This is a genomic window from Vibrio nomapromontoriensis (genome assembly GCF_050337205.1).
Lineage (GTDB): Bacteria > Pseudomonadota > Gammaproteobacteria > Enterobacterales > Vibrionaceae > Vibrio > Vibrio nomapromontoriensis.
In genome coordinates this window covers 116,743-137,903 of the sequence record NZ_JAKJSS010000011.1, presented here as the reverse complement: position 1 = coordinate 137,903, position 21,161 = coordinate 116,743, and the positions used below count along the sequence as shown (strand labels likewise).

The following is a 21,161-nucleotide window of genomic DNA, read 5'->3' as shown; positions in this document are numbered from 1 at the left end:
TTCGTTCTCAAAGGCTGATGTTAGTGATGTATTGATTGTAGATGGTATTGAGCTCAGAAAGTATGGTATCTCGTCCCAAAATTTCAGTTTGCTTAATGACCTCACCCAGTGCTTCAAGCGTCATATGATTCATGTTTTCTTGTGCGGCTAGGCGGTGGCTGATATGCCAAGGCTCAAAAGCGACACCATTAACTAGGCTTTGTTGGTATGGAAAAAAGAATCCATATTCTGAAATGTGCTGTTTTAGCCACTGATAAAAGGCGTGTTGGTGTCCGTCTAAATATTCCCAGGGCTCGAGCAGTAATTGCGTGTCCTTTGGTAGTAAATTTCCAGCATAGACGTCAAAATCAGTTCCCCAGTGATGGCGGCTTGCGCCGGGAAGGGCACTCCATTTTAAAATGGCAAAGACCTTATCTTTTTCATTAAGTTGTTCCGTGATAAGTGGAACGCCGTGGCTATCAAGTATCGGTCGTGTGCCATTCATTTTATTGTTCCAAATGGCTAGCTGTCGTTGGAAACTTCGATAGCCACTGGCAATGAATAGCTCAAAGCCAGCGGAGGATGCCGCTTGTATTAAATGTGCCAAATCCTGGTGAACATTTGGGTGGACTTGAAATAAACGTTGAGCGACTTTCAAATCGATCAGTTGGGTGTCATCGAGTCCTACAAGCGACTTATTTATCATGTTTATTGACCGAGTAAGTTGATCAGAGTGTGCTCATACATATCAGTAAGCTTTTCAAGATCGCTCACGTTAACACACTCGTTTACTTTATGAATGGTCGCGTTCACAGGACCAAGTTCAACGACTTGTGTCCCCATTTTTGCAATAAATCGACCATCAGATGTACCACCTGTGGTAAGAAGCTCAGGTTTTTGCTCATTCACTGTGGCGACCGCATCGACGACGGCTGTGAGCAAATCTCCGGTATCCGTTAGGAAGGGGTGACCGCTGAGAGTCCACTGCAAATCGTACTCTAGACCATGCAGGTCAAGTGTGGAATGTACACGTCTCTTAATGTCTTCATCGGTTAATTCAGTACTAAAGCGGAAGTTGAATTGAACATTAAACTCACCAGGAATGACGTTACTCGCCCCTGTACCTGCATGCAGGTTTGGGATTTGAAAGCTCGTTGGTGGAAAGTACTGGTTACCTTCATCCCACTTGGTTGCCGCTAGCTCAGCTAATGCGGTGAGGGATTGATGGATTGGGTTACGCGCCAATTGAGGGTACGCAACGTGACCTTGGATACCTTTAACGCATAGATCGCCAGTGATGGAGCCTCTGCGACCATTTTTAACCACGTCTCCGACATGTTCGGTACTGGAAGGTTCACCCACGATACACATATCGATGAGTTCATTGCGCGCCATTAAGGTGTCGACCACTCGGGTGGTGCCGTTGATAAAAGGGCCTTCTTCATCAGAAGTGATCAAGAACGCGATGGAGCCAGAGTGATCAGGGTTGTTTTTGATGAAGCGTTCAACGGCGACGATCATGCAAGCCAGTGAGCCTTTCATGTCTGCCGCACCGCGGCCATGTAAGTGACCGTCAATGACGGTTGGCTCAAATGGAGGGGTGTGCCAAAGATCGAGAGACCCTGCGGGCACAACATCGGTGTGACCGGCAAACGCAAAGAGTGGCGCGGCGGTTCCACGGCGAGCCCAGAAGTTAGTGGTATCTTCAAATACCATAATTTCAATTTCGAATCCCAGCGCTTTAAGGCGCTCTATCATTACCTTTTGGCAATCGGCATCTTCGGGTGTTACTGATTGGCGGCTAATTAAGTCTTTTGCTAGTGCCAAAACGGGGCTGTCTGTCATCCTTGAGGATCCTTGTCTCTTATTTTTTAAACGGTGTTATCGGAGCTAGTCACAGATTCCGATGTGGTTATAGATTGAAAATTTGTTGGTACTGTTCTGCTTTAAAGCCAACGTGAAGCTGATCCTCAACCTTGAGGATTGGGCGTTTAATCATGGCTGGATGCTCAACAAGCAGAGCGACAACATTACTTTCATTCAATTGTTCTTTTTGCTCAGCTGATAATTGACGGTACGTGGTTCCACGCTTGTTGAGTACGAGTTCCCAGCCGAGCTGCTGACAAAACTGTTCAACCAATTCTGGGGTAATGCCTTGCTTACGATAGTCATGAAATTGGCATTCAATACTATTAGCTTCAAGCCATTTTTTGGCTTTTTTGATGGTGTCACAGTTTGGAATCCCAAACATTGTTGTCGACATAGTAGTGTCCTTTGAGCGCTGATGATCCCTCTTTAGTATGAGGGTTCTTGTTATGGGTGTTGTTCTTTGCATCCTATCAAGAAGTGTTGTGAGAGACAAAGCCTGTCGGTCTTTGTCGGTTTTTTGCCACTCGGTTTTTATGCCACTTTGAGCAAGAATTGACGGTATTTGCTGCGAAGCTCTAAAGAGTCGTTACAAAATCAAGGTAATTGAAACAAAACCGATTATCGAGAAATTGATCAAGCGCAACACGATTGTGGTGAAATTCAATATATTGGTGAAGCACATAATTAGGAGGTGTCAATGGAACTGAGTCCTGTATTTGCACGTCGTCTCTATCTTGCCCTGCTCGTTGAGAGCCTAGACAGACCGAATGTGCCAAAACTGATTGAAAGAACGGGGTGGCCTCGTCGCACCATACAAGATGTTATTAAGGCGCTGCCCGGTATCGGTATTGAACTTATGTTTGTTCAAGATGGGCGCAGACACAATGATGGATATTACCAGTTGTCTGACTGGGGACCGTTTGATAGCCAATGGGTCGTACAGCGTAAAGTTGATATAGAATCAACCTTAGGTGTATAGCTGCAACGGTAATCATTGAACGCGAATGAAATATTAAAAACGTGCGAGTGAATAAAAAATAAAGCCAAGGTCTAGACCTTGGCTTTATTTTTGGCAATGGTAAGCGCTCCCAAACAGCGTAACAGAAGTTTGGAAGTCGACTGGCGACAATAGGTAGACCGTGTTGGCACCTAGTTCGGCTGCATTGTTTTTAATGTCATTCATTGCGCCTCTTGCCATGGTACTGTTGAGTAAAAAGAGAAAGTTGTACCAATGACCTTCTGAACCAGTCACTTCGCCTTTCCACTGGCAATGTGAAGTATCTAGGTTTTGGTCTAATCTCAGTACCACGGATGCCGATTGTTGCGTGACCTTATGCGCAGGTGACGAGCACCCGGGTAGAATGACAAGGCAGAGTAATGCCGCCGATATTTTATTGTTGTAGGTAGAAAACATACGCAGCAAAGCCTATCCAGCTAATCGTTAATAGCCCCCAAGGGAGTATGGAAGGGGGTTGTGTTGCTTGATGAGACGTCGCGTCACTTTGCATAGTGTTGTCACCTTGCATAGTGTTATCGGATATTGCGGGCTTTAGTTTCTCTCTTCGTTGTTTCTTCTGTGCTTTATCCGCTTGGCGTTTTTTCTCTTTTTGTTGTTTCTTGTATAGAGCGATACCTTTTTCAATACCTTGTGCGACTAGACGCGTTTGTTCTTTGGTTTGACCAGGTTTTTGTGTGGATTTTGCAATTTTCATTGCCTCCTGCTGAGTTTCAGCTGATGGGATGGGTTGTTGATTTTTCATCGTTTATAAATACCAAGCTACTCGCAAATACGTTTTGTTTATTTTATCACAATGTCGCGCATGAGCTTGAATAGTCATACGTGGAACTCAATATTATGTGATATGAGACAAAGAGAGATAGACACATGCGCTATGCATTTGAGCAATACGACAAACATGGTTTCTTAAAAGCCCCTATTTGGTTATGGCTTGGGTGGTTTTTTCTTGTCCGAGCATGGGTGGTATTCGTCGTTGCTGGCGCTAGCCGTAATGAGGGAGTCACGATTTTAGAATACGTCTATCCTGATCAGAAGATGTTGTATATAGGGTTAGCAATGGGGTTGCCGATTGCCATTGCGATGTGGTTGATTAGCTTAAGGAAGCCCGAATCGACGTATATAAACGGATTGGTGAACTACTTAAAACCCATTTCTTTGATCGTGGTGGCAGGTCAGTTGATACACACCACTTATTTAGTCAATTTACAGCATTGGGGGTTCAGTTGGACCAATGCGGTGACCTTAGTGCTACTGCTTTGGTTCGCCATTTATTTAGTCAACAGCCGTACTGTGGTAGATTGTTTGGCAACTCCAAACGATATCCGTTCGGTTACTGATCACAATCATAACTCTACTCACTAGTTAAAAATACACTGAGCAAAAATAGAGGACTTTTTATGTCATTACCACAAAGTGCCATTATCCCAGATGCGGAACCTTTCGCGCTGTATACGCAATTGAAAGTGAATCAAAATCCGCAACAAGTGCTCGCTGCATTACAAGCTTTACCAAAGCTGGTGGACGATCTCAATCAATCTCAACCTGACGCAGCACTGACGCTATCGCTAGCATTCAGCCACCAATTTTGGTCAGGGCTTGCTCAGTCAATGCCTGCTGAGTTGAAGCCGTTTCCTGAGTTAGGGGAAGGTGAGATCCATGCTCCCTCAACCGACGTTGATGTACTGATTCATTGTCATTCTAAGCGTCATGATTTGCATTTCTTTGTGCTGCGTAAACTGATGTTAGATATTTCAGCTGACGTTACGATTGTCGACGAGACTCAAGGGTTCCGATTCATGGACTCACGAGACATGACCGACTTCGTAGATGGCACCGAAAACCCTAAAGGTGAAAAGCGCGCAGAAGTCGCGATCATCAATCAGGGCGAATTGGCGGGCGGCAGTTATGTGATGGTTCAGCGTTTTGAACATAATCTTCCGGCTTGGAGCCGACTTAACGTTGCGGCACAAGAAAAAGTGATTGGTCGAACTAAGCCTGATTCAATTGAACTCGATGATGTCCCAGCAGCCTCTCACGTAGGGCGAGTAGACTTGAAAGAAGAAGGTGTAGGCTTAAAAATTGTTCGTCACAGCTTGCCATATGGCAGCGTAAGTGGCGCGCATGGTTTACTGTTTATCGCTTACTGTAATACTGTCCATAATTTTGATGCGATGCTTGAAAGTATGTACGGGGCAACAGACGGGAAAACCGACCAATTGTTGCGTTTTACTAAAGCGGTCACTGGCGCGTACTTCTTCGCTCCTTCTCAGGGCATGCTAGCCGAGTTAGCGGTTAAATAGTCATTCTTACCGTCTAACCGATCAATAAAGAGTTTCTTGCGGTTTTAGCAAGAAACTCACATTGCTCATCCACTGGCCCGATTTACCTCCCTTAAGTTTTCCCTTTGCCTGCCGATATAAATGACAATCGTCTGTTTTGTGGATTGTTATGTCTATTACCGTTAATACCAATGTTAGTGCAATGATGGCGCAGAATCAGCTCCACAAGGCGACTGACGCCCTAAATCAGTCGTTAGAGCGATTGGCGTCGGGCAGTCGTATTAATAGTGCAAAAGATGACGCTGCAGGGCTACAGATTTCCAACCGTTTAGATGCACAGATCTCGGGTTTAAGTGTCGCACAACGAAATGCCAATGATGGTATTTCCATCATGCAAACCGCGGAAGGGGCAATGAATGAAACGTCACAAATTCTTCAACGTATGCGTGACTTGTCCTTACAGTCATCTAACGGCGCCAACTCGCAGGATGATAGGCGTGCGCTACAAGAAGAGTTCACCGCACTTAACGATGAGCTAAACCGTATTGCTGAAACCACCTCTTTTGGCGGCAGAAAGCTGCTCAATGGTCAGTTTGGTAGTACTTCTTTTCAAATTGGTGCGGGCTCTGGGGAGGCATTGCAGGTTGAGCTTAAGAGTATGCGAACCGATCAACTGCAAATGGGCGGAGCGGCTTACCAGTCATTTAACGGAGCAGCAGAGAGTTGGCGTGTTATGCCAGGGCAGCAACAGCTAAGCTTTAGCTATCAGGATTCGACAGGCCGCAGCATAACAGAAACGATTGAAGCGAAGGTTGGCGATGACATAGAGCAGGTGGCGACATACATCAATGGCCAAACAAGCGTGTTATCGGCATCTGTAAATGAACATGGGCAATTGCAGCTGTTTGCTGATTCACAGCAAGTGACTAACGAAGTGGCGTTTTCAGGGGTATTAGCGGGCGAATTACAGATGGAGACACAAGGTTTGGTGACCGTTGATGACCTGTCAATTGATTCGGTAGGAGGCGCTCAGTTGTCAGTCTCTGTTATTGATAAGGCGATGAAGTTTGTTGATAGCTATCGTTCAGAACTGGGTGCCAACCAAAATCGACTCGGCCATACCATTAATAACTTAGCCAATATGGAAGAGAATTTGTCAGCGTCGCGAGGTCGGATCCGTGATACCGATTACGCTAAAGAAACGACACAAATGATTAAGCAGCAGATATTGCAGCAAGTCAGCACGACTATTCTGGCACAAGCGAAGCAAACCCCGAATTTAGCCATGACCTTATTGCAATCGTAACGTTGGCATTCGACGTCACATCGAATAACTTTAGACTTTTTTATTATTAACTTCTGCTTTTACCTGCCTTATCACACTCTAAGCCGATATCCCCTAAAAAATCCAATTATCGTTAAAAAAATCTCAAGTAATTGCTTTGCAAGGCGATAAAGAAAGTAACTTTGAGAGAACTACTTGGTTTTCCGAGACGTCGGAAACCGCTACACCGGAAAATCAATTGGAGAATTAACATGGCAGTGAATGTAAATACCAACGTATCGGCAATGACCGCTCAGCGTTACCTAAACAATGCAAGTCAAGCGCAAGGGACGTCAATGGAGCGTTTGGCTTCTGGTTCTAAAATCAACAGCGCAAAAGACGATGCCGCGGGTCTACAAATCTCTAATCGTTTGAATGTGCAAAGCCGTGGTCTTGACGTCGCAGTACGTAACGCAAACGATGGTATCTCGATTGCTCAAACCGCTGAAGGTGCGATGAATGAGACGACCAACATCTTACAACGTATGCGTGATTTGTCTCTGCAATCTTCAAATGGCTCAAACTCAAAATCTGAGCGTGTGGCGATTCAAGAAGAAGTGACAGCGCTAAATGATGAGCTTAACCGTATAGCAGAAACCACATCTTTTGGTGGTAACCGCCTATTGAATGGCACGTACGGCACGCAATCATTCCAAATCGGTGCGGATAATGGTGAAGCAGTAATGCTTAACCTCAACGACATGCGCTCTGACAACGTTAGAATGGGTGGCACGAGCTACCAAGCTGAAAACGCAAAAGATAAAGACTGGAGCGTAGCAGCAGGTTCTAACGAGCTAAACATTACGCTTACAGACAGTTTTGGTGAGGAGCAAAACATTGCTATCACAGCGAAAGCGGGTGATGACATTGAACAGCTAGCGACTTACATCAATGGTCAAACGGACCTAGTGAAAGCATCTGTAGACGAAGACGGTAAATTACAAATGTTTGCTGGCACCAACAAAGTTGACGGTGAAGTATCATTTGGCGGTTCACTCGCAGGTGAGCTAGGCATGCAAGATGGCCAAGCTGTAACCGTGAACACGATTGACGTGACAAGTGTTGGTGGGGCACAAGAGTCCGTTGCTATTCTTGATTCTGCGCTGAAATATGTCGACAGTCATCGTGCAGAGCTGGGTGCATTCCAAAACCGCTTTGACCACGCTATCAACAACCTTGATAACATTAACGAAAACGTTAATGCATCGAAGAGCCGCATTAAAGATACGGATTTCGCTAAAGAGACAACGGAGATGACGAAGAACCAAATTCTTTCTCAAGCTTCAAGCTCAATCTTAGCGCAAGCTAAACAAGCGCCTCAAGCGGCAATGAGCCTATTAGGCTAAGCGCATCAGTAGGTAAAACGCTTAACAGCGTAGCCAATAAACGTTACAGATTAGTGTGACAGATAAGAACCAGAGCTTTCGGGCTCTGGTTTTTTTATGGCTGAATTAGGCGTGTAAGCTACCTGAACGCGATGACCGATAATCGGAGGAGTAAGGTCGGTGAGATGCACGATAAATGATTGTGGCCTTCACTATTATCCATTGGTGGCTGAATTACCTTAGGACGAAAGCACAAAAAAGGAGGCCAAATCAGGGCCTCCTTCTCGTTTCAATTGATGGCTTGTTTTTACTAATGCCTTAGTTTGAAAATAGCACCGATGAACCTTGGTTTAGGCTAGTCAGAAGCAGCGTTTTGCCATTAACAATATCGATGCGGCGACTTTGTTGCGCTTCCATTTTTAAAAACTGTTTAATCATCGCCAATTGTTCATGGGTAAATTCATCAGACTGAGCGGTTGCTGTGTCTTTGAATTCACGAGGCGAAATTAGTAAGTAGTTATCGCTTACCGCCCAGCTGCCCGTCTCAGAGATCTTAAGCAAGGTGTGTGAATTTGGATCCTTACCAAATAGACGCATAGAGGACTCACGAATGTAAGTACCTTCAGGGAGGTACTTCACATTAGCTGACATTTCTAGGCGGCTTAGTGGGCCAATATCGGTATCTGGCGCATTTCTGGATGCGAGGATAGCAACCATGTTACTTTGCCATTCATTTGAGGTGAGCACTTGCTCCAGTTTTAGGTCGCTGCCCCAATAAAGCCAAGCACTTAGCGCCGTAGAGGCCGCAAGTAGAATGGATGCGTATTTCATTTTCATCATAATATCCTTCTACTGGCACACTTTACTTAGGTCTGATTGCTCGGTGAAGATTCTCATTGTGACGTTCTCTCCAGAATGCTCCACCGTATGGATGAAGTTAAGTGCAATTTGATCGCTTTGATCACCAGTGACAATGACTTGATCGGGTTTTTTATCAAGCTCGTGTGATTCAATGTATTTTTGAACACATTGTTCAATTTTAGGCTGCCAAGTAGAAACATCGGGGTGACTTTCCGGTGTGACAATTTTCACCTCATCAACGATAGCAAGTTCTCTAAAACTGGATTCAGCAGGGTTGGTGCCAATCAGTACTAAGATTGGTAACAATAAGGCCGCAACAACCATTCCCCACACTGCTGGTGGTGTTTTTTCTGCTGGTGGCTTACTCACTGCGACATGCGGCGTAGTGGTGGTAGGTTGAGCGTCCGTTGGATCGTTAGGCAGTTCAGCCACCGGCGCTTCATTGACGTTATTAAGGTCAATAGAGCTTGAAGGCGCAGAGCGCTCCACGGTTGAAATGAGCTGATAACCACGCTTTGGTACCGTTTTAACAAACAACGGTGATTTAGTTGGGTCTTTCAGCATCTTCCTAAGCGTTGAAATCGCCTGGGTTAGGCTGGAGTCATCAACTTCAAAGCCTTGGTCTCGCCAAACGTATTCGTGTAAATCATGACGAGTGACGACTTCATTAGGACGCTCTGCAAGCAGAAGCAAAATGCGACTTTCGTTACTACCAAGACGTACTACTTCATCATTGTTGGTTTGGTCGACCAAGGAATTGCTATTTGGATCAAAGATATATCTTTGGCCGAGTATGAACTTAGTGCCTATGTTACTCATTGCATTCTTCTTTATAATTGTCGCGGAGCGATGGAAAATAATAGTTAGGCGCTGAATGTCGCGCAGTGCCAATTATAGTAATTTAGGATTTTTTTATAGTCAGGGGCACAAGGATAATAAAAACAAATCAAAAAAACAGCATTTTTATGTTTTTTGACCTTGAATTTACAATCTTCAGCCTCATTTCTTTACCAGAGCAATCTTAAGTGTATCGAGTGCAAATAAATGTCGATACTTGATACGAAAAGTGTGATGGAGATAACATGAGCGCAACCGAAACAACCAATAAAGAAACTCGTGGCTTTCAATCCGAAGTAAAGCAACTACTTCATTTAATGATTCACTCTCTGTATTCCAATAAAGAAATTTTTCTTAGAGAGCTGATCTCGAATGCGTCGGACGCGGCGGATAAACTGCGCTTCCAAGCGCTTTCTAACGGTGATTTGTATCAGGGCGATGCTGATCTTGGCGTGAAATTGTCGTTTAGCGAAGAGCATAATACATTAACCGTTTCTGATAATGGCGTGGGCATGTCACGTGATGATGTTATTGAGCACTTAGGAACAATCGCAAAATCAGGTACAAAAGAGTTCTTTTCTAAGCTTTCTGAAGAGCAAGGCAAAGATTCACAACTCATTGGTCAGTTTGGTGTAGGTTTCTATTCAGCATTTATTGTTGCCGATGCGGTGACGGTTCGCACTCGCGCGGCTGGTGCGCCTGTAGAGCAGGGCGTGCAATGGCACTCTGCTGGAGAAGGTGAGTACTCGATTGAAGACATCACTAAAGAAACGCGTGGTACTGATATCGTTCTTCATATGCGTGAAGAAGGAAAAGAGTTCCTTTCAGAGTGGCGTTTAAAAGAAATCATCAGCAAGTATTCTGATCATATTGGTATCCCTGTTTCTATCCAAACCGCAGAGCGCGACGAGGAAGGTAAAGAAACAGGCGAAACCAAATGGGAACAAATCAATAAAGCACAAGCGCTGTGGACTCGCAATAAGTCAGACATTAGCGACGAAGAATATCAAGAGTTCTATAAACACGTTTCTCATGATTTTGCAGACCCACTTCAGTGGAGTCATAACAAAGTAGAAGGTAAAAACGACTACACGAGCTTGCTATATATCCCAGCTAAAGCGCCGTTTGATATGATGAACCGTGACCATAAAAGTGGTTTAAAACTTTATGTTCAGCGTGTGTTTATTATGGATGATGCCGAGCAGTTCATGCCTTCTTACTTACGCTTTATTCGTGGTTTGATTGATTCAAACGATTTACCTCTCAATGTATCTCGTGAAATCTTGCAAGATAATAAAGTGACGCAATCGCTACGTAATGCTTGCACGAAACGTGTATTAACAATGCTAGAGCGTTTAGCGAAAAACGACGAAGAAAAGTACCAATCGTTTTGGAAAGAGTTTGGCTTGGTGCTAAAAGAAGGCCCAGCAGAAGACATGGGCAACAAAGAAAAAGTGGCGGGTTTATTGCGTTTTGCTTCCACTGAGGTGGATTCAGCAGAGCAAACCGTCGGTTTGGCCGCTTACATTGAGCGCATGAAAGAAGGTCAGGATAAGATTTATTACCTGACAGCAGATAGTTATGCAGCGGCGAAGAACAGCCCTCACTTAGAGCAATTCAAGGCGAAAGGCATCGAAGTGGTACTGATGTTTGATCGTATTGACGAATGGCTAATGAATTACCTGACTGAGTTTGATGGCAAGCAGTTCCAGTCGATCACAAAGTCTGGTCTTGATCTGAGCAAGTTTGAAGACGAAGCTGAGAAAGAGAAGCACAAAGAAACAGAAGAAGAATTCAAGTCAGTCGTTGAGCGCACTCAAGCTTACCTAGGCGATCGAGTGAAAGAGGTTCGTACAACCTTTAAGCTTGCCACGACACCAGCAGTAGTGGTGACGGATGATTTCGAAATGGGCACACAAATGGCGAAGTTGCTAGAAGCGGCGGGTCAGGAAGTGCCAGAGGTGAAATACATCTTTGAAATTAATCCTGAGCACGAATTGGTTAAGCGCATGGCTGATGAAGCTGATGAAGAAGCGTTTGGTGGCTGGGTAGAAGTATTGCTTGGACAAGCCATGCTTGCTGAGCGCGGGTCGATGACGGATCCTTCGCAGTTCCTGGGTGCTGTTAACAGACTTTTGTCTAATGTGAAGTAGTCACGTTTATTGAAAACAATGAGCTCAGCGTGCTGGGCTCATTGTTTTTTCGTAGTGAAGATCTCGTTTTTACGTAACTTTATCTTTTCTACGAGCATTCTTTAGTCGTATTTCACGCCAAGCGAGAATTTTCTATGCTAGAATGCGACGCTTGAATAATCATTCATTTCACTTTTATACCGAAACTTATCGTCGATACGCTATTCAAAGCCATGCTTTGATTGTGAGCTTCGGTATAAAGTCTTTTTATTTATAAGAGGAAACAACATGCGCATCATTCTTCTAGGTGCTCCAGGTGCTGGTAAAGGCACACAAGCTCAATTCATCATGGAAAAATACGGTATTCCGCAAATTTCTACTGGTGATATGCTTCGTGCAGCGATCAAAGCAGGCACAGAGCTTGGTAAGAAAGCGAAAGCGGTTATCGATGCAGGTCAACTTGTTTCAGATGAAATCATCTTAGGTCTTATTAAAGAGCGCATTGCTCAAGACGATTGTGAGAAAGGTTTCTTGCTAGATGGCTTCCCTCGCACTATCCCTCAAGCTGACGGCCTAAAAGAAATGGGCGTTAACGTTGATTACGTGATTGAATTTGACGTAGCGGATAGCGTGATTGTTGATCGTATGGCGGGTCGTCGTGCGCACCTAGCGTCAGGTCGTACTTACCACGTGACTTACAATCCACCTAAAGTGGAAGGTAAAGATGATATCACTGGTGAAGATCTAGTGGTTCGTGATGACGACAAAGAAGAGACAGTTCGTGCTCGTCTAGGTGTTTATCATGATCAAACTGCACCATTGATTGCTTACTACGGTAAAGAAGCCGAAGCAGGCAACACTCAGTACCTTAAATTTGATGGTACTAAGCAAGTTGAAGCAGTAAGCGCAGACATCGAAAAAGCACTCTCTTAATTGCTGATTCGTGAATCTTGTTAAAAAACGACCCTTTAGGGTCGTTTTTTTTATTGATCCAATCCTAGATTCAATGGGTATAATTGCCATTGTTATTTGGCTAAATCAAAAGGAAGTCTATGAGCATGGCAGCAAACACGGGAGTACTTTTAGTTAACCTAGGCACTCCAGATGCGCCGACACCAAAGGCAGTACGGGCATTTTTAGGTGAGTTTTTGCATGATCATAGAGTCGTAGATATGACTCGTTGGCTGTGGTGCCCCATTTTACACGGTGTTATCTTGCCAGTTCGCTCGCCAAAAGTAGCTAAGCTCTACCAGTCTGTGTGGATGGATGAGGGCTCTCCTTTGATGGTTTACTCGGTAAGGCAAGCAGAGGCATTAAAGGCTCGCTTAAACGTGCCTGTAGAGCTGGGAATGACCTATGGTAATCCATCATTGAAGCATGGGATGTCCTCTTTGCTAGAGCAAGGGGTTGAGAAAGTGATAGTGTTGCCTTTGTACCCGCAATATTCAGGGACAACGAGCGCTGCCGTTTTTGATGGGTTAGCAAAAGCGTGTAAGTCATTTTCTACAATACCGAGCATCGACTTTATTCGAGATTATTATCAGCATCCTCTTTACATCAAAGCGTTAGCTCAAAAAGTGCGAGCACATTGGGATAAGCACGGACAAGACTACTTACTTTGCTCTTACCATGGTATTCCAAAACGCTATGCTGATAATGGCGATGTGTATCCTCAGCATTGTGAGCACACGACGGCGTTATTAGCGCAAGAGCTAGGATTGGACGACTCTCAGATAGGAATGAGTTATCAATCTATCTTTGGGCGTGAAGAGTGGTTACAGCCTTATACAGCAAAGACGTTGGAAACGTTACCGACTCAAGGCATTAAGCGTTTAAACGTGATTACACCTGCCTTCTCTGTTGATTGTTTAGAGACGTTAGAAGAGATTGCCGTGGAGTGTCGTGATATTTTTATCGAAGCTGGCGGTGAGTCCTACCAATATATAGAGTGTTTGAACGATTCAGAGCTTCATATCGACATGATGGTAAACCTAGTTCAAGCGCGTTTATAGTTTGCGGTTTATCGAGCTTATGAGCTCCGAACGGTGTTGAAGAACCGAGCATAGACGATATTGACGTGTACTGGCTATTAGACATAAAAAACGCCACTCTATCTAGGGTGGCGTTTTTTGTTACGCATCTATTTTTTTCGAATCAATTAAGCGATCTGAGCTTGTTGCTCTTCGACTTCTTGAGCGTTTGATGTTGTCGATTGCTCTGCACCGTGCATCCATTTTACAAGTGTGTTTGCGCATAACAGCAAAATGACGCCGGAAATAACTGCTGTGATAGCAATACCACCGAAGATGGACATTGCGCCAAGCTCACCCACGTGTGAGCCAATCAAGCCAGCAACGTAGTTTGCAATTGCGTTAAAGCCAAACCATGCACCCATCATGAGTGAAGCAAGACGTAGCGGAGCAAGTTTGGTTACCAATGACAGACCAATAGGAGAAATACACAGCTCACCTAAAGTGTGGAAGAAGAAAGCACCCACTAGCCACAGCATAGACGTTTTCACGTTGGTATCACCGCCTTGTTCCATTACCGCACCCACCATGCACAAGAAACCAAGCGCAAGGAAGAACAGTGCCAAAGCAAATTTAACTGGAGAGTTAGGTTCACGTTTACCCAGTTTTACCCAAAGTGCGGCTAGAACGGGAGCAAGCGTAATCACAAAGAACGGGTTAAGAGACTGGAACCAAGCCGCAGGGACTTCAAAGCTACCAATCATGCGGTCTGTATATTGCTGTGTGTAGATGTTCATCAAGCCGCCAGCTTGTTCAAAACCAGCCCAGAATACAATAACAAACAAGCCCATAATAAGAATGACTTTAAGACGATCTAGCTCTTCGCGAGTTAACGGCGCTTTCGTCTTGCTTTTGTTGAGTGCTCGAGCGCGAGCTGCCGCAGGAACGGTACCAATATCGCCTAACCATGACTTAGACAGAGTTAGTTGCATCACAATACTGATCACCATACCGATACCTGCAATCAAGAATCCTGCACGCCAACCGTAAGAACCAGTTACAGAACCTGATGCGATACCCGCTAAAAGCGACCCTAAGTTGATACCCATATAGAAGATAGTGAACGCGCCATCACGACGGTTGTCACCGTCTTTGTAAAGGTCACCAACCATCGTTGATATGTTGGGCTTGAACATGCCGTTACCAGCAATAAGCAACGCCAGACCTAGATAGAAAGCTTGTTCAGCGGGCAGTCCAATCGCACCCACAGGCATAGCAAGCGTAAACTGGCCTGTGGCCATTAGAATGCCGCCGATGATGATTGAGCGACGTTGACCTAAGTAGTTGTCAGCAATCCAGCCACCGATGAGTGGGGTGATATAAACCAGTCCAGTATAGATGCCATATAAATCCAGAGCATCTTTAGTGGACCAACCCATACCGCCATTCATCGTTGCGTCAGTGAGGAAAAGGACCAAAATGGCACGCATCGCATAATAGGAAAAACGTTCCCATAGCTCAGTACCAAACAGTAAAAACAGCCCCCGAGGGTGACCTAAAATGTTGTGTTGTGCTGTCATAAGTTTTACTAATTTTAGTTATGAAAGAATATAATGTGCATCAAGATATACATAACAAAATTAAAAACTGCAATAGGGTTGATTTATAGCCTATTTGAATGATTGAGCTAAGTTGTTAAATTGTAAGAATTTTTAACCAGGAAGGCACGGGAGCTGCGTGCTGGAAACTAATATTTCACTTTTATTGCGTTGGAAGTGACTGTTTTGTCTATAAAGCGCTGTAAGAAGCTCCCTACTACCTATTAGGAAAAGTGGCCTTTGTGGTACGATGTAAGGCAGTTAGTGCAGGCGAACTATAATAATTAAGGCTAAGTGAACACAATGAAACGTTGGTATTTACTGTATTGTAAGCGCGGTGAGCAAGCGAGAGCAAAGCTCCATTTAGAGAATCAAGGCTTACAGTGCTATTACCCTGAAGTCGAAGTGGAAAGAATCCGACGAGGAAAAAGACAAAAGGTCAAAGAGCCGCTGTTTCCTTCGTACATTTTTATTCAGTTTGATTTTGAAGTTGGTCCCTCTTTTACCACGATACGCTCAACGCGAGGCGTGGTTGACTTTATTCGCTTTGGTGCTCAGCCAACAGAGGTACAAGGGGATCTGGTGTTTGAACTTCAGCAAGCGGTTTATTCGCATGTTGAAGCGGAAGAAGGTGCACTCCCTGACATTGGACAAAAAGTTCGAGTGACGGCAGGTCAATTCGCAGGTATTGATGCGATCTTTCAGGAGAAGGATGGTGATACGCGTTCGATTATGTTGGTCAATCTAATCAGTAAGCCGGTACCCGTGAGCATTGATAATAAAGACCTAGATCTATAAGACAGGCGTTATTTAAAGGCTCAATCAGAAATGATTGAGCCTTAGCTTTCAAAGGTGAGCGTTTGGCCTTATCTCAAATAAGGAGGCGCTTACCTTTCATCCTCAGGCAATTGAACATTCAATTCGAGTACAGAGATATCATCATCTTTATGCTCAAATGAAAGATCGACCATTGATGGATCCACGTCGACGTATTTAGCAATGACCTTCAGAATATCTTCTTTCAATTGCGGTAAATAAGAGGGGGATGGCGAGCCTTCACTGCGGCGCTCAGCCACAATGATTTGCAGTCGTTCTTTGGCAAGATTTGCCGAGTTTTTCTTTTGTGGGCGGAAAAATTCAAGTAATGACATGCATTAACCCCCAAATAAACGTTTGAAAATACCTTTCTTCTGCTCGGTTAGGAAGCGGAAATCCACCTGCTCTCCTAATAAGCGCTCAACCGTGTCATTGTAGGCCAATCCGGCGTCTGACTCATTGTCGAAAATTACCGGTACCCCTTTGTTTGAGGCGTTTAGCACCGCTTGGCTCTCTGGAATCACGCCAAGTAATGAGATGTGTAAAATTTCTTCAACATCTTCTACTGATAGCATTTCACCTTGGTTTACGCGCGTCGGGTTGTAACGAGTTAACAGTAGGTGCTGTTTGACGGGCTCTAGGCTTTCTTCTGCTCGTCTTGATTTAGAGTCGAGAATGCCAAGGATTCGGTCAGAGTCTCGCACAGAAGACACTTCTGGGTTTGTGGTCACAATGGCTTCATCTGCGAAGTACAGCGCCATTAACGCCCCTTGCTCAATACCAGCAGGTGAGTCACAAATGACAAAGTCAAAGCCCATCTCATCAAGGTCATCGAGTACGCGACGCACACCGTCACGTGTTAGTGCATCTTTATCGCGAGTTTGTGAAGCTGGAAGGATAAATAGGTTATCGGTACGCTTATCTTTTATTAACGCTTGATTCAATGTTGCTTCGCCATTGATGACATTAACGAAGTCATAAACAACGCGACGCTCACAGCCCATGATTAGATCGAGGTTACGCAAACCAATATCAAAATCAATCACTGCCGTTTTCTTACCTTTTAATGCAAGACCAGAGGCGATAGCAGCGCTAGAGGTTGTTTTCCCTACGCCACCTTTTCCTGATGTTACAACAATAATGCGGGCCATTATTCTTATTCCTTAATTTCTATATCGTGAGAATGTCAAATCTGAGGCTATCGTCTGTCATGCCAAACATAACTTTTTTTCCCCAGTATTCACTTTCAATCTGATCGCTAAGCCAGTAGTTACCTGCAATGGACACTAGTTCAGCTTGTAAATCGTGGCAGAGGATTTTTGCTTCGGTGGAGCCGCTAGCGCCTGCAATCGCGCGTCCTCGGAGTGTGCCATGAATATGAATGGTACCGTCAGCAATCACTTCAGCACCGGCACTCACGTGGCTTAAAATAACCAAGTCGCCATTTTTGGCATAAACTTGTTGTCCTGAACGTACGGGAGTGCGAATTATTTTAGTTGGCTCCATTTTAGCGGGCGCTTTAGCAGGCGCTTTACTTGCTGTCATAATGGCAAACCCAGCATCAGATGCTAGATTTTGGGTACGTTTATCTTTACAGCCCGTCACGCCGACAGGGATCATTCCGGCTTCTTCGATGCCGAGTTTTAGGTCGAGAAACTGTATGTCGTCGTGGACTTGGCTGATATTCAAGACAACGGGTGCCGCAGTAAAAAAGGTCGGAGCTTGCTTAACTTTTTCTTGTAAAAAGTGAACGGCTTTAGACACATCGTTGTCAGAAAGATGCAACACCGATAAAGTGAAGCTACTGCCTTTCAAATCAGGGGATGGTGACATTAATGATCAAATCCTTGTGCCAATGACATTGCTTTAGGTTAGGCTAATCATGTTATATTTCAACACTAAAGACAGCAAGCTATCTTGCTCCCAAATAGATAATTTACTCTCATTTTCGATTAAACAACCTGTATCGCCTTTTTTTCGACAAAAACCGCGATGGCAAAAGAGACATATCAATGCTTTGTTCAATTTATAAAAGTGCAAAAAAGCAAGGGGCTTACCTCTATATCACTAAGAAAGATGACTTTTCACAGGTTCCTGACGCCTTACTTGAAATGTTCGGAAAACCGACGTTAGTTATGGTAGTAAAATTGGATGGCCGAACGCTTGCCCAAGTGGATGTCGATATCGTTAAACAGTCATTACAAAATGAGGGTTTTTTCTTACAGCTACCACCACCGCAAGAGAATTTGCTCGAAACTTACAAAGAGCGAAAAAAGGCGCAGAAAAAATAATAAAGACAAACCGGTGAAGACGCTCTGGGGAGGGCACTTTGAAAAGAATGTTATCAGTTGTGTTAGGCGTGAGCTTATCGGCGAGCGTACTAGCATCAGAAAAAGGAAGCTTTGAAGAGTATGTTGAAGGCTTAAAGCAAGAAGCAAAGTCGTTAGGTATCTCGCAACAGATCTTAACAGAAGCATTTCAAGGCGTTGAGTTTAAGCCAAGAGCGGTAACTGCTGATCGAAATCAACCTGAGAAAAAGCTAACACTAGACGAATATATACCGCGAGCGGTGCCAGACTGGAAAGTCAAAAAAGCCAAAGAATTGCACCAAAAATACTACGCTGAACTTCAGCAAGCCGCGGATGAATATGGTGTTCAGTCTCGCTTTATCGTCGCGCTTTGGGGCGTAGAGAGCAACTTTGGTACCTTTACGGGCAATTATCGAGTTATTGATGCGTTGTCGACTTTAGCCTATGAAGGGCGACGTGAAGCCTTTTTCCGTAAAGAAGCATTAGCGGCACTGACTATTTTGGAGCAAGGACATATTGCCCCGGATAAAATGAAAGGTTCATGGGCGGGGGCAATGGGGCAAAGTCAGTTCATGCCGAGCTCTTTTTTAAACTTTGCTGCCGATGGTAACGGTGATGGGAAAAAGGATATTTGGAACTCAGAAGCCGATGTTTTTGCGTCGACTGCCAATTATCTTGCCCAGTCGGGATGGGATGACAGTTATACATGGGGACGCCAAGTTAAAGTCCCTCACGGTATTTCACCCGAGTTACAAGGGCGAGAGGCTGAAAAAGGTAAGTATCTTCAAGAGTGGAGTAAGCTTGGCGTCACTCGTTATGATGGTCGTCCATTGCCACAGCTAGATGAAGACATTAAGGCATGGTTAATTATGCCTGATGACGAAAATGGTCGCGTGTACCTGGTTTATAACAATTACAATGTATTGATGAAGTGGAACCGTTCGTATTATTTTGCGCTCGCTGTTAGTCATTTGGCTGACCGAATTGCAATGGATTAATACGCGTTGATTCTGTGTCGATAGTTCATTATCGACAGTTCTTTATCGATAGCTTTGTATTTATGACACGAATTTTACAAGAAAGGCCTTAAGAATCTTTACCTTAAGGCCTTTCTATTATCTATTCCGGTAACTATTTATACTTTTCCGATGGCGTTACCTAGCCGGTTACCCCTTCCAAAAAGCGAGTGAGCTCGTCAACCGCTTGGCGATTGGAGGACTGAACGGTTACTTCCGTCCCTTTTACCAAGTTTAATGTTTGGATTTTGAAGAGATTCTTTGCGGTGGCGCTTTTGCCTTGCGAGATAAGCTCTACGTCTTCCGCATACTTTTTTGCTTCTTTAACAAATAGGGCGGCAGGACGTGTATGAAGGCCGCTTTCAGCAGTAATCGTGGCACTCTTTTTGTACATAGTGTCTTATCCTCATGATTCAGTATGATTTTTCCGTTTCAGCTAGTTCTATCTGAGGAACGGTCGAAAAACCGTGACCTAAGTGCAAAATGCCAATTGTCAAAACGTATATTGGGAAAAAATGAGAACCAGTATTAATTATTATATTGATTTATATGCGTTAAAAGTAAAAACACCTCAACTTGATGTCTCAAATTGAGGTGTTAGCGTATTCGCAGCGTTGAAAAGTTGCGGGTTACTTTTTAACCGTGTGGAACTGTTCGCAGGCAATCATGGTGTTTTCAATCAAACTTGCCACGGTCATTGGGCCAACACCACCTGGGACGGGGGTGATAAAGCTGGCGTTATTCTTCGCTACATCATATTCCACATCGCCAACTAATTTGCCATCGTCCATTCGGTTGATACCCACATCGACAACAACAGCGCCTTTCTTGATCCAGTTACCAGGAATGAAGTTAGGTTTACCAACGGCAACCACGACGATATCGGCTTGACGAACATGACCTTCTAGATCTTTAGTGAAGCGATGACACGTCGTTGTGGTGCAGCCAGCAAGTAGAAGCTCAAGTGTCATAGGGCGGCCGACGATATTAGATGCACCAACGACGACAGCATGTTTGCCACGCATTGGGATGTTGTAGCGATCTAATAGGGTAATAATACCTTTTGGTGTGCAAGAGCGTAGTTTAGGCATACGTTGAGCGAGTCGACCTACATTGTAGGGATGGAAACCATCAACGTCTTTCTCTGGGATGATGCGCTCAAGAATAAGCGTGTCGTCAATGCCTGCGGGGAGAGGCAATTGCACTAAAATACCATCTACTTCAGGGTCGTTATTAAGTGTATCTACAAGGCTTAATAGCTCATCTTGGTTTGCGTTTGCAGGCAGATCATAAGACTTAGAAACAAATCCCACTTCTTCACACGCTCTGCGCTTACTTCCGACGTAAACTTGTGAGGCAGGATCTTCACCTACCAGAACAACCGCTAAGCCCGGTGCCCTAAGGCCAGCATCGGTACGTGCTTTTACTCGTGCAGCGACTTCAGAGCGGACAGTTTGAGAAATAAGTTTCCCATCGATGTTTTGAGCAGTCATAATTTTCCTTGAGAAAGTTAATTGGCTGTTATTTTTGTGTGTATTGTCCCAGAAAAGTATTTCAAAAGCCAGAAAGCAAACGTTTGCCTCGTTTGAAATATCACCATTGACTGATAGGTTGTGGTTTTTTTGGGCATTTGAATCACAAAGAGTAAGAAAGCCATTGATTTACCGAGTTCATCTCGTATAATCCTTTCCCTGTAGCGCGCCCTTAGCTCAGCTGGATAGAGCACGTCCCTTCTAAGGATGTGGTCGTAGGTTCGAATCCTACAGGGCGCGCCATTTATTAAGAAACCCCTGATAGCTCCTTGAGTTATCAGGGGTTTTGCTTTTTC

At 44.4% G+C, this 21,161-nt stretch carries 24 protein-coding genes and 1 tRNA gene; 12 read left to right on the top strand and 13 right to left on the bottom strand.

Translation table 11 applies throughout. The features are described 5' to 3' along the window. Positions 1 to 7 precede the first annotated feature (7 nt). From L4D05_RS15290 to L4D05_RS15280, 3 genes are all read right to left on the bottom strand, one after another. The gene (locus tag L4D05_RS15290; RefSeq protein ID WP_428794535.1) at positions 8 to 685 is read right to left on the bottom strand and encodes a M15 family metallopeptidase; all 678 of its coding nucleotides are present in this window, start codon (positions 683 to 685) and stop codon (positions 8 to 10) included. Between the two features lie 2 nt (positions 686 to 687). Next, positions 688 to 1,824, bottom strand: coding sequence for a succinyl-diaminopimelate desuccinylase (dapE, locus tag L4D05_RS15285; protein WP_428794534.1), 1,137 nt, complete (start codon positions 1,822 to 1,824; stop codon positions 688 to 690). Positions 1,825 to 1,891: 67 nt separating this feature from the next. Continuing rightward, positions 1,892 to 2,242: an ArsC family reductase gene (locus tag L4D05_RS15280; RefSeq protein WP_428794533.1), complete on the bottom strand. Its 351-nt coding sequence runs from the start codon at positions 2,240 to 2,242 to the stop codon at positions 1,892 to 1,894. A 303-nt stretch (positions 2,243 to 2,545) separates the two neighbouring features. On the opposite strand from L4D05_RS15280, the gene L4D05_RS15275 reads away from it, so the two are divergent. After that, on the top strand, positions 2,546 to 2,827 hold the full coding sequence (locus tag L4D05_RS15275) for a winged helix-turn-helix domain-containing protein (RefSeq protein WP_102471240.1): 282 nt from the start codon (positions 2,546 to 2,548) through the stop codon (positions 2,825 to 2,827). Between the two features lie 84 nt (positions 2,828 to 2,911). Here the strand turns inward: L4D05_RS15275 and L4D05_RS15270 are convergent, their stop codons facing one another. Together L4D05_RS15270 and L4D05_RS15265 are read right to left on the bottom strand one after the other, a co-directional pair. Next, on the bottom strand, positions 2,912 to 3,262 hold the full coding sequence (locus L4D05_RS15270) for a DUF4156 domain-containing protein (protein ID WP_428794532.1): 351 nt from the start codon (positions 3,260 to 3,262) through the stop codon (positions 2,912 to 2,914). Beyond that, positions 3,240 to 3,608: a DUF2956 domain-containing protein gene (locus L4D05_RS15265; RefSeq protein WP_428794531.1), complete on the bottom strand. Its 369-nt coding sequence runs from the start codon at positions 3,606 to 3,608 to the stop codon at positions 3,240 to 3,242. Before L4D05_RS15265 ends, L4D05_RS15270 begins: the two co-directional genes overlap by 23 nt. Positions 3,609 to 3,733: 125 nt before the next feature. Between L4D05_RS15265 and L4D05_RS15260 the strand changes: the two genes are divergently transcribed. The 4 genes from L4D05_RS15260 (at position 3,734) to L4D05_RS15245 (ending at position 7,815) form a co-directional block, all read left to right on the top strand. After that, the gene (locus L4D05_RS15260; protein ID WP_428752603.1) at positions 3,734 to 4,228 is read left to right on the top strand and encodes a DUF2919 domain-containing protein; all 495 of its coding nucleotides are present in this window, start codon (positions 3,734 to 3,736) and stop codon (positions 4,226 to 4,228) included. Between the two features lie 35 nt (positions 4,229 to 4,263). Next, positions 4,264 to 5,166 carry a Dyp-type peroxidase gene (locus L4D05_RS15255; protein ID WP_428794530.1) on the top strand — a complete coding sequence of 301 codons (903 nt, stop codon included), beginning with the start codon at positions 4,264 to 4,266 and terminating at the stop codon, positions 5,164 to 5,166. Between the two features lie 148 nt (positions 5,167 to 5,314). Continuing rightward, entirely contained in the window at positions 5,315 to 6,451 is a 1,137-nt protein-coding gene (locus L4D05_RS15250; RefSeq protein ID WP_428794529.1) for a flagellin, read from the top strand. Between the two features lie 230 nt (positions 6,452 to 6,681). After that, positions 6,682 to 7,815 (top strand): flagellin, encoded by a 1,134-nt coding sequence (locus L4D05_RS15245; protein WP_428752599.1) that lies wholly within the window; start codon positions 6,682 to 6,684, stop codon positions 7,813 to 7,815. A 297-nt stretch (positions 7,816 to 8,112) separates the two neighbouring features. On the opposite strand, the gene L4D05_RS15240 is transcribed toward L4D05_RS15245, so the two are convergent. Both L4D05_RS15240 and L4D05_RS15235 read right to left on the bottom strand, forming a co-directional pair. Then, positions 8,113 to 8,631: a regulatory protein ToxS gene (locus L4D05_RS15240; protein ID WP_428752776.1), complete on the bottom strand. Its 519-nt coding sequence runs from the start codon at positions 8,629 to 8,631 to the stop codon at positions 8,113 to 8,115. 12 nt (positions 8,632 to 8,643) lie between these two features. Continuing rightward, positions 8,644 to 9,474, bottom strand: coding sequence for a winged helix-turn-helix domain-containing protein (locus tag L4D05_RS15235; RefSeq protein ID WP_428794528.1), 831 nt, complete (start codon positions 9,472 to 9,474; stop codon positions 8,644 to 8,646). Positions 9,475 to 9,737: 263 nt separating this feature from the next. On the opposite strand from L4D05_RS15235, the gene htpG reads away from it, so the two are divergent. The 3 genes from htpG to hemH all read left to right on the top strand — a co-directional run bounded on the left by htpG (position 9,738) and on the right by hemH (position 13,636). After that, a complete protein-coding gene (gene htpG, locus L4D05_RS15230) occupies positions 9,738 to 11,645 on the top strand; it encodes a molecular chaperone HtpG (protein ID WP_428794527.1) in 1,908 nt (635 codons plus the stop codon). Positions 11,646 to 11,912: 267 nt separating this feature from the next. Further along, on the top strand, positions 11,913 to 12,557 hold the full coding sequence (gene adk, locus L4D05_RS15225; protein ID WP_428752595.1) for an adenylate kinase: 645 nt from the start codon (positions 11,913 to 11,915) through the stop codon (positions 12,555 to 12,557). 119 nt (positions 12,558 to 12,676) lie between these two features. Beyond that, positions 12,677 to 13,636, top strand: coding sequence for a ferrochelatase (gene hemH / locus L4D05_RS15220; protein ID WP_428794526.1), 960 nt, complete (start codon positions 12,677 to 12,679; stop codon positions 13,634 to 13,636). A 146-nt stretch (positions 13,637 to 13,782) separates the two neighbouring features. On the opposite strand, the gene L4D05_RS15215 is transcribed toward hemH, so the two are convergent. After that, entirely contained in the window at positions 13,783 to 15,174 is a 1,392-nt protein-coding gene (locus tag L4D05_RS15215) for a peptide MFS transporter (protein ID WP_428794525.1), read from the bottom strand. Positions 15,175 to 15,495: 321 nt separating this feature from the next. Between L4D05_RS15215 and rfaH the strand changes: the two genes are divergently transcribed. Continuing rightward, on the top strand, positions 15,496 to 15,990 hold the full coding sequence (rfaH, locus tag L4D05_RS15210) for a transcription/translation regulatory transformer protein RfaH (RefSeq protein ID WP_428752592.1): 495 nt from the start codon (positions 15,496 to 15,498) through the stop codon (positions 15,988 to 15,990). 89 nt (positions 15,991 to 16,079) lie between these two features. Here rfaH and minE read toward each other — a convergent pair whose 3' ends face one another. The 3 genes from minE to minC are packed head-to-tail and all read right to left on the bottom strand — an operon-like array spanning position 16,080 to position 17,841. After that, the gene (gene minE, locus L4D05_RS15205) at positions 16,080 to 16,343 is read right to left on the bottom strand and encodes a cell division topological specificity factor MinE (RefSeq protein ID WP_250618504.1); all 264 of its coding nucleotides are present in this window, start codon (positions 16,341 to 16,343) and stop codon (positions 16,080 to 16,082) included. Between the two features lie 3 nt (positions 16,344 to 16,346). Next, entirely contained in the window at positions 16,347 to 17,159 is an 813-nt protein-coding gene (minD, locus tag L4D05_RS15200; RefSeq protein WP_102470797.1) for a septum site-determining protein MinD, read from the bottom strand. Positions 17,160 to 17,178: 19 nt separating this feature from the next. Next, positions 17,179 to 17,841 (bottom strand): septum site-determining protein MinC, encoded by a 663-nt coding sequence (gene minC / locus L4D05_RS15195; protein WP_428794524.1) that lies wholly within the window; start codon positions 17,839 to 17,841, stop codon positions 17,179 to 17,181. A gap of 179 nt (positions 17,842 to 18,020) precedes the next feature. Here minC and L4D05_RS15190 point away from each other — a divergent pair, with 179 nt between their 5' ends. Together L4D05_RS15190 and L4D05_RS15185 are read left to right on the top strand one after the other, a co-directional pair. Then, positions 18,021 to 18,299, top strand: a complete 279-nt coding sequence (locus tag L4D05_RS15190) for a YcgL domain-containing protein (protein ID WP_428752589.1) — start codon at positions 18,021 to 18,023, stop codon at positions 18,297 to 18,299. A 38-nt stretch (positions 18,300 to 18,337) separates the two neighbouring features. After that, on the top strand, positions 18,338 to 19,315 hold the full coding sequence (locus tag L4D05_RS15185) for a lytic murein transglycosylase (protein WP_428794523.1): 978 nt from the start codon (positions 18,338 to 18,340) through the stop codon (positions 19,313 to 19,315). A gap of 160 nt (positions 19,316 to 19,475) precedes the next feature. Here the strand turns inward: L4D05_RS15185 and L4D05_RS15180 are convergent, their stop codons facing one another. Then, positions 19,476 to 19,727 carry an HPr family phosphocarrier protein gene (locus L4D05_RS15180; RefSeq protein ID WP_265674574.1) on the bottom strand — a complete coding sequence of 84 codons (252 nt, stop codon included), beginning with the start codon at positions 19,725 to 19,727 and terminating at the stop codon, positions 19,476 to 19,478. Between the two features lie 235 nt (positions 19,728 to 19,962). Further along, a complete protein-coding gene (gene folD, locus L4D05_RS15175) occupies positions 19,963 to 20,826 on the bottom strand; it encodes a bifunctional methylenetetrahydrofolate dehydrogenase/methenyltetrahydrofolate cyclohydrolase FolD (RefSeq protein WP_428752587.1) in 864 nt (287 codons plus the stop codon). Positions 20,827 to 21,031: 205 nt separating this feature from the next. Between folD and L4D05_RS15170 the strand changes: the two genes are divergently transcribed. Then, positions 21,032 to 21,108, top strand: a tRNA-Arg gene (locus L4D05_RS15170). Positions 21,109 to 21,161 lie beyond the last annotated feature (53 nt).